The organism is Sphingomonas sp. AAP5 (assembly GCF_004354345.1).
GTDB classification, from domain to species: Bacteria; Pseudomonadota; Alphaproteobacteria; order Sphingomonadales; family Sphingomonadaceae; genus Sphingomonas; species Sphingomonas glacialis.
Window position 1 is genome coordinate 1782518 of the sequence record NZ_CP037913.1, and the last position, 13637, is coordinate 1796154.

Genomic DNA, 13637 nt, shown 5'->3' on the forward strand with positions numbered 1-13637 from the left:
GCGGCGCCTTCAGAAGATGAAGGTGTAGAAGCAGATGAAGAACGCCCCGAAGCTCAACGCGAACAACCGCACGTCGCTGTCATCGCGATCGCGCGCGCGCGCGATCCGCGATTCGACGAAAGCCTGGCGGAACGGGTGACGTGCGCTTGGCGCCTTGAGCGAAATCGTATCCTGCATGACGCTAGTTAACGCGCCGTTTACGATTTTGACGCACGATTCTTATGGTTAGCAATGTCTAAATCCGGGACGGCCCCCTACCCGCCCGCGCCGCGCCCGCCGGGTCAGCGCGCTTCGTAAAGCTCGAGCGGCAAGCCGTCGGGGTCGCTGAAAAAGGTGAAGCGCTGATCGGTATAGGGATCGATCCGGATCGGCTCGACAGCAACTCCCGCAGCCTCGAGCCGAGCGACGACCGGGTCGAGCGCGGCGACGCTGAACGCCAGATGCCGCAGCCCGGTCGCCTCGGGATAGGACGGCCGCGGTGCCGGTGCGGGGAAGGAGAACAGCTCGATCTGCGCCGTCCCGATCCGCAGGTCCGCCTTCCACGATTGCCGCTCGGCGCGGTACACCTCGCGGATCAACTCGAGCCCGAGCAGCTCGACATAGAAGCGCCGCGAGCGATCATAATCGGTGCAGATCAGGGCGACATGGTGGAGCGAGTCGAGCATCCGCGTGGCTCTACGCGGGCGGATCCTCGGGGCCAAGCCGTCGCGTCGCAAGGTGCGCCTCGCGGCACCTGGCGTCGGATCCCGCCCCGAATGTCGTCGAAGCGGCTGGGCTCCGACGGTCGCTACGCTTCGCGCAGCATGTCGGCTTACCGCCCCCCGTTCGGCAGCACCGGGGTATCGGAAACCCTGCAGACTTCACAAGGATGAATGGTGGGCCCGGCAGGACTTGAACCCGCAACCTAGCCGTTATGAGCGGCCAGCTCTAACCAGTTGAGCTACAGGCCCCCCGCCCGCTCGTTAGCGCCCTGCCCCCGAAGCTGGCAAGCCCGCAGCGACAATCACATCCTCGAGCGACGCCGCCTGCACCCCGCGCCGCGCGAGATCCGTCAGCACCGCGTCCCACCACGCGTAAAATCGCGCCAGGTCAGCCGCATCGCGGACATAGGGGGTGTGGCCCGGTGCGAGCGACGGCGAGTGGAAGGCAAAGTTGAGCAAGCGAAGGCCCTCTCCCGTTGCCACCGCGATCGCCTCGAGCGCATCGCGCAGCGGCATGTCCTCGGGCGTCAGCGCGACCCGCGACAGCAACCCAGCCCGCGCGAACAGCCCGCGCCCCTTGGGAACCGACCCGAGCGCGCGATACAGCCGCGTGCCGCCCCGGCGCAGCAACCCGGTGTGGATCGTGGTCAAGGGCAGCTCGACCATCCGTGCGTCGGGGCCGGTGCGGAAGGCGGCGTTGCCGATCTCGGCGAAATCGGGGCCGCCATCGCCGCTATAGGCATAACCCGACCGCATCGAGCTATCGATGCGATAGCCGCGCTCGGCGAGCAGCCGCAGCGTGTTCGGCCCGATCCCGTAGCGCCCGGCGCGATAGGCGATCGGCCGCGTTCCCGTTCCCGCCGCGATCGCGTCGGTCAGCACATCGATCTTCGCCGCCTCGAGCTGCTCGGGCAGACTGCCGGCATAGCTGTTCGACGGCGTCAGCGCCTCGTCGAACGGGGGATTGACCCACGGGTGCAATTGCGTGCCGACCGCCGACACGCCGTCCTCGAGCACGCCAGCAAGCGTCGCGATCGCGTAGGCGTCGGTCGTGATCGGATAATCGACCATATAGGTCAGCGGCACGCCATGATCGGCAAAGCGGCGGTGCGCCGCGGGGAGCGCCGCGATCGCCGACACGCCGTGCGTATCGCGCGTCAGCGGGGCGTTCCAGTCGAACTCTTCCTCGGTATCGACGAGCACGATGAAGCGCGTGCCGAACGCCGACGGCCACGCCACGAGATCGCGCGGCTCGGGCGCGCGCGGGCGATACCCGGGGGGTGGCACGCTTGCAGCCACGGTCAGTTGCTGGAAACCTGCTCCATATCTGCAGGAAAGGCGACCGGAAGGCGCAAAGTCAAGCTCTTGTCGCCGAGCGTCAGGCTCCCGCGCAATTCGACGGCGAGATTGCGCGCGAGCCGCAGTGCAAACCCGGTCCCGAGCAAGGGTGCACCGCCGGACTGGTCGGCGCGATCGGCCTCGGATTCGGCGTCGATCGTCAGCAGCGTTTCCTCGGCATAGGCGGCGAGCGCCTTGGGCCGATCGAACACGATCACGACCGCACCATCATCGCGCCTCGCGACAACACCGATCCGGTCGCCAGCGCCGCCGGCTGCGACGAGCGTCGCGAGCAAGCGCGCGATCAGCCGCTCGACCGCGCGATCATCGCCGAGGATCGCCAGGGCGGGATCGTCGACCTGCAGCTCGAGCACGGTGCCGCGCAGCGTCGCGAGCGGCGCGAGATCATCGGCGATCCGCGTCAGCAGCGGTGCCAGCGGGACATCGGCGGCGCGCAGGTCGAGCGCGTGCGTCTCGATCCGCGCGGCCATGTCGATATCGTCGATCGCGGTGAGCAGGCCGCTCGTCTGGCTGCGGATCACACCGGCCTGTTCGCGATACGGCTGCGGGACTGGACCGAGCATCTGCGCTTCGATCATCTCGGCAAAGCCGGCGATGGCATTGGTCGGCGTACGCAATTCGTGCGCGAGCTGGCGCAGCGCGTCGGCGGCGGGGTTGCGCGCCTCGCGCGTCGGCTCGGCGGTTTCGTCGGCACGCGGGCGCCGCGCGCTGCCGCGATAGCCGGTGAAGCGGCCCGTCGTCCGGTCGAACACCGGGATCCCGGTGATCCGCCACGGACCTGCCGCATCGGACGTGCCATCGACCACCAATCGCGCGTCGCTGAAGCCGGCGCGGCGCCGGAAGGCGCCTGACGCGACGCCATCGACCTGCGATCCGATCGCCCCGTGATCGAGCGTCAACCCGATCAGCGGGGCGCGCGCGGCGCCTTCGACCCAACGCAGCACGCCCGCGGCGTCGGTTTCGAAGCGGAAGGTCTCGGCCTGGCGTGCCGCGGGGACGAACGGCTCGGGCTGGATTTCGAGCGGTGGCGGCGCGGGCGCCTCGGCGCGCTTGCGCTGATAGGCGTCGATCCGCGCGACGAGCTCGGCAATCGGGAAAGTGCCCGATTGCGGCTTGTCGGGCTTCGGATCGGCGCTCGGCGGTGCCATCGAACCGCTTTCGCTCGCCTGTTCGGCGCGGCGCCGCGCCTCGGCGACGAGCGGCATCGATGCGGCGACCGAAGCAATCGACAAGAAGGGCGAGACGGGTGCGATCGTCTCGGGAATGGCGAACGGCTCGGGTTCGGCTTCGAGTATCGGCTGGGCGATGGGCGCTACGATCTCCGCCGGCGCCGGGGTTTGGGCTGGCGCAGCGGCGTCTGCGACGGGCTCGGGCGCGCCGAGCACGAAATCGACGCTTCCGAAGCTTTGCAGCGCGCGCGTCACGCCGTCCGCCAAATCGCGGCGGTGGCGGAGCACCGAGCGCGCGGCCGGCGACAGCGTGGGAAGGATCGCTGCCCACTCATCGGTCGACAAATCGGCAGTGCGCAGCATCGGCGCGGCGATGGCGAGCTCGTCCTGGGCGAAGAAAGACACCAGGGCTGCGGGCGGCGTGGCAAAAGCCAGCGCGCGCGCGCTCGCCGCGCGGATTGGCGGCGGGACGTCGCGCCGGATCGACGCGAGCCGCGCGATGGCAACGTCGCTTGCCGCAACACGCCCGCGACCGATCAGATCGACCAGCTGCCGCCACGTCGATTGCGCACCGAACGGCGTCGACATGTCTGCCGAAAGAACCGTGTCGAGGCTGTCGTCGAAGCGCAAGTCGGATCGTTCCCTGTGGTCGCCCATCGCGCCGTAAGAATTTCTTAACCGGGGGGAGGACTCGGTGGAAGCCCAAGATTTCGAGGCGTCGCATTGTGGGACAATTGCGTTCACCGGCAATTATCTTATGCTGGGGGCAGAGCATGCGACGCGAAAGACGCGTCGCGGGGGAGCTGCACGTAATGAGCTTTGATTCGATCGACCGGCGTATACTGGAATTGCTCCAGGACGACGGACGGATGACCAATGTCGAACTGGCCGAGCGCGTCGGGCTGACGGCACCGCCGTGCCTGCGGCGTGTCCGCGCACTCGAGGAAGCCGGGGCGATCCGCGGCTATCACGCCGAAATCGATGCAGCAACGCTCGGGTTCCCGATCACGGTGTTCGCGATGGTATCGCTGCGCAGCCAAGCCGAGCACGATCTCGCCGCGTTTGAAGAGCATGTCGCGACGATCCCCGAGGTCCGCGAATGCCACATGCTCAATGGCGAGATCGACTTCATCCTGAAGATCGTCGCGAGCGATCTCAAGAGCTTCCAGGAAATCCTGATGACGCACCTGACGCCAGCGCCGAACGTGGCGAGCGTCAAGACATCGCTGACGATCCGCACTGCCAAGGCGCTGCCCGGGATCCCGATCCGATCGGCGTAGAGCGGACGGGAAGCGCGGCGATCGAACGAACGGATGGTCTTGCGCGCCGGTTCGGCCTAGGCGGCAGCGATGTCTGACACATCGCCCGCCCGGATCATGTCGCAGCGCGAGTTCGTCGCCTTTGTCGCGGCGTTGATGGCGGTCAATGCGCTGGGCGTCGATCTGATGCTCCCCGCGCTCGCCGATATCGGCCATCGCCTGGCGATCGCCACCGCGAATCAGCGGCAGTGGATCATCACGATCTACATGCTCGGCTTCGGCTCTGGCCAGCTCGTCTACGGGCCGCTCGCCGATCGCTACGGACGGCGGCCGATATTGCTGATCTCGCTTCTCGGGTTCGTCGGGGCGAGCGTGTTCGCGGGCGGGTCGCAGACCTTCGCGGCACTGCTCGGCGCGCGCTTCCTGCAAGGGCTGATGTCGGCCTCGACGCGCGTGCTCGCGGTGGCGATCGTGCGTGACCGCTTCTCGGGACGACAGATGGCGCGGACACTGTCGGTCGCGCAGATGATCTTCTTCCTCGTACCCATCCTGGCACCCAGCATCGGACAAGTGCTGCTCGCATTCGGACCGTGGCGCTTCATCTTCTACGCGCTCGCCGCGTTCGCCGCGTTCGTGCTGAGCTGGACCTTCTTCCGGCTGGGCGAATCGCTGTCGGTCGAGCGGCGCTCCCCGCTGTCGCTCGCGTCGCTCGGCCAGGCGTATCGGCTGACGCTGACCAACCGCTATTCGGCCGGTTATGCGGTGGCGGCGTCGATGACCTTCGGCGCGATCATCGCGTTCGTTTCGTCGGCGCAGCAAATCTTCGTCGAGGAATTCCATGCCGGCACGCGCTTCACGATCCTGTTCGCGATCTGCGCCTTCTCGATGGGGTGCGCCGCCTTCGCCAATAGCCGGCTGGTCGAACGGCTCGGGACGCGGCTGATCTCGCAATCCGCCTTGCTCGGCCTCATCGCGCTGTCGGTGCTGCATATCGGCGTGATCGCGGCGGGCTTCGAAACGCTGCTGACCTATATGGTCTTTCAGGCGCTGAGCATGACGTGCATCGGCCTGTGCGGTTCCAATTTCGGCGCGATGGCGATGGAGCCCGTCGGTCATATCGCCGGGACGGCGTCGTCGATCCAGGGCTTCATCACCAGCGTCGGCGCGGTCATCGTCGGGTCGCTGATCGGGCAATCGTACAACGGCACGACCTATCCGCTCGCGATCGGCTATCTCGCGATCGGGCTGGTCGTGCTGGCGATCGTCTATTGGGTCGAAGGCGGCCGGCTGTTCCACGCACACCACGCGCGCTGACGCCGCGGGAGGAAGCGGGCAGCAGGGATCGGGCGGCGCACCCACGCGTCAAGCCGAGCCGGTTGCGCTTGCGGTCGCCCGAAAAGAGCAGAGGATGGACCCGCGAACGGGCGGCCGTAGCGGGCAAGACCCCCATCCTAGGAGAGTGACGATGGACACGAGAGCCGGCAAGGAAGTCCATGACCTCATCGGTTTCGTCGGACTACGCGCGCATGCCACCGCGGTCGGCTTGCTCCAGCTCTCGGCCGAACTGGTCAAGGCCGGCGTCCTGCAGGAAGATGCGGTAACGCGGATCAAGGCGGCGATTGCCGACGAGCTCGAACTGTCGCGCCCGTCGACCGTATCGAAGGCCGAATTCGATCGCACGACACGTCGGCGGCTCGACCGGCTCTTCGCTGGCGACGAGAAGCTCGCGCCGGGTCCTGCAGCAGAGCCAGCGACCGAAACCGGCGCGCACGCAGCCGATCGTTCTTCCTGATCGAAGTTAATTCCCGAAGAAAGCTGCGCTTTTCGCGGGACCAAAATCGTGTCTCCGCCCGTTAGGACGCTCCTGACGCTGGGAGAGACTGACGCGATGCCGTGCCGATCATGAGCGAGACAAAGCGTGCGGCGGGTGCCGTAATCCCCGTGTCGGAACAGCCCCTTGCTGCTCGCTGACGCCAATCCGCCAGCGCCTGAAGCGCGCCAGACCGAGCGTGATGCCGCGATCGGGATCGTCGCGACCAAGCTCGCGCAAGCGGCCGCGACGCACGACATCCTCTACATCGCAACCGACGAACAACGCGCCGAGGCCGTGGCCGCAGCCCTTACCTGCGCCGCGCCCGATCTGCTGGTGGTGCACAGTCCGTCGAGCGACGCTCTGCCAGGCGACACCGCGCCCGCCTCCCCCACCAATGTCGGCCGCCGCATCGCCGCGTTGCGCCGGTTGCGCGTCGCGCTGACCGACCAGCAGCGCGTCGCCTTCGTCACCACCGCCGAGGCGGCTGCCGCGGCCTACCCCCCGCCCCCGGCGTTCGACGATGCCCCACCTACGCTGCGGGTCGGCGACCATGTCGACATGACGGCGCTTGCCGAAATGCTCGGCACGATCGGCTATGTCGCCGACGACCGGGTCGACGAGCCGGGCGAAATGGCGATGCGCGGACAAGTCGTCGACCTGTACCCCGCCGACGCGGTCGCCCCCGTACGCATCGAGATCGTCGACGGCGCGATCAGCGCGATCCGGCTCTATGATCCGATTTCGCAGCTCGGCACCGAGCCGATCGAGTCGATCCAGGTTGGCCGCGTGTCCGAACCAGCGCTTGGCGCCGACTGGGAGTCGCTGTTCGACCATGCGCCCGACGCCGTGATCGCGATCGACCCCGCGGGAACCGCGCGGCGCGATCGCTATGTCGGCCTTGCCACCAGCGCCGCCAAGGCGCGCGGTCTCGACACGCTGCCGATCGTCGATCGGAAGCGCTGGGACAAGGCGCTGAAAGGGCGCACGATCATCGCGGTCGCCGCCGCCGACGAACAGCCCGTCCCACGCTTCGTCGAGCGCAAGGCGGCGGGTCGCGCTTTCTCGCGCTTCGCCAAGGCGGCGCTGGCGCAGGGCGACCGGCTCGTCCTGCTCGGCGCGGCGCGCGACATCCGTTTCCTCGCGCCGCGCCTCGCCAAGGCGCAGGGCATCGCCTTTACCAAGATCAGCCATTGGGCCGAGGTCGCGACGCTCGAACCGGGCAGCGCGGCGATGCTCGACATGCCGATCGACCATGGCTGGCAAGCGCCCGGACTCAGCGTCGTCGCCGCAGCCGATCTGCTCGGCAGCCGCGTCCAGGCGACGCATGCGCCGTCGGATGCCGCGGCGGCGCTGCGCGGCGACATGGGCGACATCCGCATCGGCGATGTCGTGGTCCACGAGGATTTCGGGATCGGGCTCGTCGCAGGGATCGAGCCCGTCGGGGTCGATGCCGATGGCGGCGACGCGATCGTCCTCGAATATGCCAATGACGGCCGGCGGCTGGTGCCGGTCGCGGATGCCGACCGCATCTGGCGCTATGGCGCCGACCAGGACGCGGTCGCGCTCGACACGCTCGACGGGTCGAGCTGGGAGAAACGCCGCGGCGCGATCGACGCCGCGGTCGCCGAGAGTGCGCGCGGGCTGACCGCGCTCGCCGCCGAACGCGATCGCAAAACCGCCGCGGTGCTCGAGCCCGACGTCGACGCCTATGAGCGTTTCGCCGCCGAATTCGCCTTCACCGAAACCCCCGACCAGGCGCGCGCGATCGCCGCGACGCGGGTCGATCTGGCGGCGGGGAAGCCGATGGATCGGCTCGTCGTCGGCGATGTCGGCTATGGCAAGACCGAGGTCGCGCTCCGCGCCGCCGCGATCGCGGCACTGGCGGGCAAGCAAGTCGTCGTCGCCGCGCCGACGACGGTGCTGGTGCGACAGCATCTCGAACTGTTCGCCAAGCGCTTCGCCGCGACCGGGCTCGCGGTGGCGGGCCTGTCGCGGCTGTCGAGCCCGGCCGAGAAAAAGGCGGTCAAGGCCGGCCTCGCCGACGGATCGATCGCGATCGTGATCGGCACTGGTGCGGTGGCTGCGAAGGGCGTCGCCTATCGCGACCTTGGCCTCGTCGTGATCGACGAGGAACAGCGCTTCGGCGCGGCCGACAAGGCCAAGCTGCGCGGGCTTAACACCGATGGCCATGTGCTGACGCTGACCGCGACGCCGATCCCGCGCACCTTGCAGGCCGCGCTGATCGGGCTGCAACAGGTCTCGGTCATCGCCACGCCCCCCGCGCGGCGCCAGCCGATCCGCACCAGCGTCGGCAGCTTCGATCCCGTCACGGTCCGCACCGCGTTGCTGCGCGAACGCGAACGCGGCGGACAGAGCTTCGTCGTCGTCTCGCGGATCGAGGATATCGCGCCGATGGCCGAACGGCTCGCCGCGCTCGTTCCCGGCCTCACGATCCGGCAAGCGCACGGCAAGCTGCCCGCCGCCGAGATCGACACAGCAATGGTCAGCTTTGCGAACGGCGATGGTGACGTGCTGCTCGCGACCAACATCGTCGAGGCCGGGCTCGACGTACCGCGCGCCAACACGATGATCGTCTGGCGCGCCGACCGCTTCGGCCTGTCGCAGCTCCACCAGCTGCGCGGACGCGTCGGGCGCGGCGGGCGGCGCGGGCAGATCCTGCTGCTCACCGATCCCGAGAGCAAAGTCGCCGAATCCACACTCAAGCGGCTGCGGACGCTCGAGGCGCTCGACAAGCTTGGCGCCGGCTTCGCGATCAGCGCGCGCGATCTCGACATGCGCGGGGCGGGCGATTTGCTCGGCGATGCGCAGGCCGGGCACATGAAGCTGATCGGCGTCGATCTGTACCATTACCTGCTCGAATCGGCGCTGCGCACCGCGCGCGGCGAACATGTCGAGCGCTGGACGCCCGAGCTTCATCTCGGCATCGCGGGCAACCTCCCGTTGGCCTGGATCCCCGAGGACGATGCCCGCGTCGCGCTTTACGGTCGGCTGTCGCGGCTGAGCGAGATGGCCGCGCTCGACGCGTTCGAGGCCGAGCTCGAAGATCGCTTCGGGAGTTTGCCACCCGAGGCGCACGCCTTGCTGGCGGTCGGGCGTTTGCGTGTGCTCGCGTTCGGTGCGCGGATCGCGCGGATCGACGCCGGCCCCGCGGCGATCGCGCTGACGCCGCGGCACGATTTCGCCGGCGACGCCGCGGGGCTCGAGGTGAAGGGCGACCGGCTGCTTCTCCGCAGCGCGCAGGACGACGCGATGGCGCGGCTCGGCGTGATCGAGACGCTGCTCGAAGGACTGTCGAGCGACACTTGACCTTGCCGCACCGATTCCTGTCTGTAGCGTGAACCAAAGCGACCGGTTGAGCGTTCGGTTGCGACGGATTACAGGTTGGCGCCGTAAATCGACGCTGGCGGCGCAATGGCTGCATGGCCATTTGATCACAAGAAGGACGTGCGGTGGATATCAAGAGCGAGACAGAGGTGTCGCGGCGCGGCGTCCTGGTGGGCGGCGCGATGACGGCGGGGCTGGCCGCGATCCCGGCAGCGGCGGCGCCGGTCGCAGCACAACAGGAGCGCCCCATGACGATGCCCGTGACGCTCACCGTCAACGGCAAGAAGCAGACGCTCGAGGTCGATACGCGGACGACGCTGCTCGACACGCTGCGCGAACATCTGCATCTGACCGGCACCAAGAAGGGCTGCGACCACGGCCAGTGCGGTGCGTGCACCGTGATCGTCGACGGCAAGCGCATCAATTCGTGCCTCAGCCTCGCGGTGATGCACCAGGGCGACAAGGTAACGACGATCGAGGGGCTCGGCACGCCCGATCATTTGCATCCGATGCAGGCGGCGTTCGTCAAGCATGACGGCTATCAGTGCGGTTATTGCACCCCCGGGCAGATTTGCTCGGCCGTCGCGGTGCTCGCCGAGATCAAGGCCGGCACGCCGAGCCATGTCACCGCCAGCCTCACCGACGCACCGCGCGCCACCAATGCCGAGATGCGCGAGCGGATGAGCGGCAACATCTGCCGCTGCGGCGCCTATTCGAACATTCTCGACGCGATGAGCGAAGTTGCGGGGACAAACGCATGAAGCCTTTCACCTATGCGCGCGCCACATCGCCCGCCGAAGCGGCCGCTGCGGTCGCCCGCACCCCGAATGCCAAGTTCATCGCGGGCGGCACCAATCTGCTCGATCTGATGAAGCTGCAGATCGAGACCCCGGCGCATCTGATCGACGTGCAGGACCTGAAACTCGACCGGATCGAGGAGACCAAGGACGGGGGCTTGCGCATCGGCGCGTTCGTCAGCAATTCGGATCTCGCCTCCGATGCACGCGTACGGCGCGATTACGGCGTGCTCAGCCGCGCGATCGTCGCGGGGGCGAGCGGCCAGTTGCGCAACAAGGCGACCACCGCGGGCAATCTGCTCCAGCGGACGCGCTGCCCGTATTTCTATGACACCAACCAAGCGTGCAACAAGCGCAAGCCCGGCTCGGGCTGCGCCGCGATCGGCGGGTTCAGCCGCCAGCTCGGCATCATCGGGACGAGCGACGCGTGCATCGCGACTTATCCCGGCGACATGGCGGTCGCGATGCGGCTGCTCGACGCCACGGTCGAAACGGTCCGCCCCGATGGCGCCGCGCGCGCGATCCCGATCGCCGATTTCTACACGCTACCCGGCAGCACGCCGCATATCGAGACGGCGCTGGTGCCCGGAGAATTGATCACCGCGGTCACGCTGCCCAAGCCGATCGGCGGGACGCACATCTATCACAAGGTGCGCGACCGCGCGTCCTACGCCTTTGCGCTCGTTTCGGTTGCCGCGATCGTCCAGCGCGATGGCTCGGGCCGCGTCGCGGTCGGCGGGATCGCGCCGAAGCCATGGCGCGTCGAGGCGGCCGAAGCGGCGCTGCCGCAAGGCGCCGCGGCGGTGACGCCCAAGCTGCTCGCCGGCGCCAAGCCGACGCACGACAATGCCTTCAAGGTCACGCTGGTCGAGCGCACGCTCGCCGCGGCCCTGATCGAAGCGAAGGGCTGAACGCCATGAAGTTTGATACACCCGCCGGCCAGAACCCGATCGATCAGCTCAAGCATGTCGGCAAGCCGATCGATCGCATCGACGGCAAGTTCAAGACCACCGGCACCGCGCCCTACGCCTATGAGCGCCACGACGTCGTCGCCAATCCGGCGTACGGCTATGTCGTCGGCGCGGCGGTCGCCAAGGGGCGGATCAGCCGGATCGACATGACCGCCGCCAAGGCCGCGCCTGGCGTGCTGACGATCGTCACCGCCGAGAGCGCAGGGCCGCTCGGCAAGGGCAATTTCAACACCGCCAAGCTGCTCGGTGGGCCCGAGATCGACCATTATCACCAGGCCGTCGCGCTCGTCGTCGCCGAGACGTTCGAACAGGCGCGTGCCGCCGCCGCGCTGATCGTGATCGATTACGCGCGCACCGCGGGCCGGTTCGATCTCGAGAAGGAGTTGAAAGACGCGCCGCTCCACAGCGAAAAGGGCAAGCCGCCCGTCACCAAGATCGGCGATTTCGACGCGGCGTTCGGCAGCGCGCCGGTCAAGCTCGACGCGACCTACACCACGCCCGATCACAGCCATGCGATGATGGAGCCGCATGCCACCACCGCGAAATGGGATGGCGACAAGATCACGCTGTACACCTCGAACCAGATGATCGCCTGGAGCAAGGGCGACGTCGCGAAGACGCTCGGCATTCCCAAGGACAATGTCCGGCTGGTTTCGCCCTATGTCGGCGGCGGTTTCGGCGGCAAGCTGTTCATCCGTGCCGACGTGATCCTGGCGGCACTCGGCGCAAAGGCCGCGGGTCGTCCGGTCAAGGTCACGCTGACGCGCCCGATGATGTTCAACAACACGACGCACCGTCCCGCGACGATCCAGCGGATCCGCATCGGCGCCAGCGCCGATGGCAAGATCACCGCAATCGCGCACGAAAGCGGATCGGGCGATCTGCCCGGTGGTGGCCCCGAGACCGCGGTCAGCCAGACGCGGTTGCTCTATGCCGGCGCCAACCGCCTCACTTCGATGCGGCTCGCGGTGCTCGATTTGCCCGAGGGCAATGCGATGCGCGCGCCGGGCGAAGCGCCTGGGCTGATGGCGCTCGAAATCGCGATGGACGAAATGGCCGAGAAGCTCGGCATGGATCCGATCGCTTTCCGTGTGGCTAACGATACGCAGGTCGACCCCGAAAAGCCCGAGCGCCGCTTCTCGCAGCGCCAGCTCGTCCAGTGCCTCGAACAGGGCGCGGAGCGCTTCGGCTGGAAGCAGCGCAGCGCCAAGCCCGCGCAGCGGCGCGACGGCCAGTGGCTCGTCGGCATGGGCGTGGCGGCGGGCTTCCGCAACAGCATGGCGATGAAGTCGGCCGCGCGGGTCGCGCTCGACAAGAAGGGTATCGTCACCGTCTCGACCGACATGACCGATATCGGCACCGGCACCTACACCATCATCGCGCAGACCGCGGCGGAGATGATGGGCGTCGATGTCGACAAGGTCGTCGTCCAGCTCGGCGATTCGGACCATCCGGTCTCGGCTGGCTCGGGCGGGCAATGGGGCGCGAACAATGCGACTGCGGGCGTCTATGCCGCGTGCGTCAAACTGCGCGAGACGATCGCGCAGAAGCTCGGCTTCAACTCGGCCGACGTCACTTTCGCCGACGGCAAGGTGCGCTCGGGCAACCGCAGCGTCGCGCTGACCGAAGCGGCGGGCGATGCCGGCCTCGTCGCCGAGGACGCGATCGAATACGGCACTCTGAGCAAGACCTATCAGCAATCGACCTTCGCCGGGCATTTCGTCGAAGCGGCGGTCCACAGCCTGACGGGCGAGGTCCGCATCCGCCGAATGCTCGCGGTGTGCGCGGCGGGGCGCATCCTCAACCCGAAATCGGCGCGCAGCCAGGTGATCGGCGCGATGACGATGGGTGCGGGCGCGGCGCTGATGGAGGAGCTCGCGGTCGACACGCGCTTCGGCTTCTTCGTCAATCACGATCTCGCGGGCTACGAAGTGCCGGTCCATGCCGACATCCCGCACCAGGAGGTGATCTTCCTCGACGAGGTCGATCCGACATCGTCGCCGATGAAGGCCAAGGGTGTCGGCGAGCTCGGCCTGTGCGGCGTTGGCGCGGCGATCGCCAATGCGATCTACAATGCGAGCGGAGTGCGCGTGCGCGACTACCCGGTCACGCTCGACAAGCATATCGCCCACCTGCCTCCAGTGGCATGAGACCGGGGATCGCCGGCGGCATGGCAATCGTGCCGCCGGCATCCTAAATAGTACCACCGACCGTCGTCCGTCC

General features: G+C 68.0%; 11 protein-coding genes and 1 tRNA gene. 7 read left to right on the forward strand and 5 right to left on the reverse strand.

Going from position 1 to position 13637, the window contains the following annotated elements; translation table 11 throughout:
* Nucleotides 1-9: 9 nt before the first annotated feature.
* The 5 genes from E2E30_RS20730 to E2E30_RS08215 all read right to left on the reverse strand — a co-directional run bounded on the left by E2E30_RS20730 (nucleotide 10) and on the right by E2E30_RS08215 (nucleotide 3817).
* Nucleotides 10-177: a hypothetical protein gene (locus E2E30_RS20730; protein ID WP_165954477.1), complete on the reverse strand. Its 168-nt coding sequence runs from the start codon at nucleotides 175-177 to the stop codon at nucleotides 10-12.
* Nucleotides 178-281: 104 nt separating this feature from the next.
* Nucleotides 282-665, reverse strand: coding sequence for an SMU1112c/YaeR family gloxylase I-like metalloprotein (gloA2, locus tag E2E30_RS08200; RefSeq protein ID WP_133188917.1), 384 nt, complete (start codon nucleotides 663-665; stop codon nucleotides 282-284).
* A gap of 208 nt (nucleotides 666-873) precedes the next feature.
* Nucleotides 874-950, reverse strand: a tRNA-Ile gene (locus E2E30_RS08205).
* A gap of 12 nt (nucleotides 951-962) precedes the next feature.
* Complete coding sequence (locus E2E30_RS08210) at nucleotides 963-1988, reverse strand: polysaccharide deacetylase family protein (RefSeq protein ID WP_206365663.1); 1026 nt, start codon at nucleotides 1986-1988, stop codon at nucleotides 963-965.
* A gap of 14 nt (nucleotides 1989-2002) precedes the next feature.
* Nucleotides 2003-3817, reverse strand: coding sequence for a sensor histidine kinase (locus E2E30_RS08215; RefSeq protein WP_133191992.1), 1815 nt, complete (start codon nucleotides 3815-3817; stop codon nucleotides 2003-2005).
* Between the two features lie 224 nt (nucleotides 3818-4041).
* On the opposite strand from E2E30_RS08215, the gene E2E30_RS08220 reads away from it, so the two are divergent.
* From E2E30_RS08220 to paoC, 7 genes are all read left to right on the forward strand, one after another.
* Nucleotides 4042-4509, forward strand: a complete 468-nt coding sequence (locus E2E30_RS08220) for an Lrp/AsnC family transcriptional regulator (protein WP_133188921.1) — start codon at nucleotides 4042-4044, stop codon at nucleotides 4507-4509.
* 96 nt (nucleotides 4510-4605) lie between these two features.
* Nucleotides 4606-5802 carry a multidrug effflux MFS transporter gene (locus E2E30_RS08225; protein WP_133191993.1) on the forward strand — a complete coding sequence of 399 codons (1197 nt, stop codon included), beginning with the start codon at nucleotides 4606-4608 and terminating at the stop codon, nucleotides 5800-5802.
* A gap of 151 nt (nucleotides 5803-5953) precedes the next feature.
* Nucleotides 5954-6280, forward strand: coding sequence for a hypothetical protein (locus tag E2E30_RS08230; protein ID WP_133188923.1), 327 nt, complete (start codon nucleotides 5954-5956; stop codon nucleotides 6278-6280).
* 165 nt (nucleotides 6281-6445) lie between these two features.
* On the forward strand, nucleotides 6446-9628 hold the full coding sequence (locus E2E30_RS08235; protein ID WP_133188925.1) for a helicase-related protein: 3183 nt from the start codon (nucleotides 6446-6448) through the stop codon (nucleotides 9626-9628).
* A gap of 143 nt (nucleotides 9629-9771) precedes the next feature.
* Nucleotides 9772-10407 carry an aldehyde dehydrogenase iron-sulfur subunit PaoA gene (paoA, locus tag E2E30_RS08240; protein ID WP_133188927.1) on the forward strand — a complete coding sequence of 212 codons (636 nt, stop codon included), beginning with the start codon at nucleotides 9772-9774 and terminating at the stop codon, nucleotides 10405-10407.
* Entirely contained in the window at nucleotides 10404-11354 is a 951-nt protein-coding gene (locus tag E2E30_RS08245; protein WP_133188929.1) for an FAD binding domain-containing protein, read from the forward strand. The genes paoA and E2E30_RS08245 overlap by 4 nt, the downstream gene beginning before the upstream one ends.
* A gap of 5 nt (nucleotides 11355-11359) precedes the next feature.
* A complete protein-coding gene (gene paoC / locus E2E30_RS08250; protein WP_133188931.1) occupies nucleotides 11360-13564 on the forward strand; it encodes an aldehyde oxidoreductase molybdenum-binding subunit PaoC in 2205 nt (734 codons plus the stop codon).
* Nucleotides 13565-13637 lie beyond the last annotated feature (73 nt).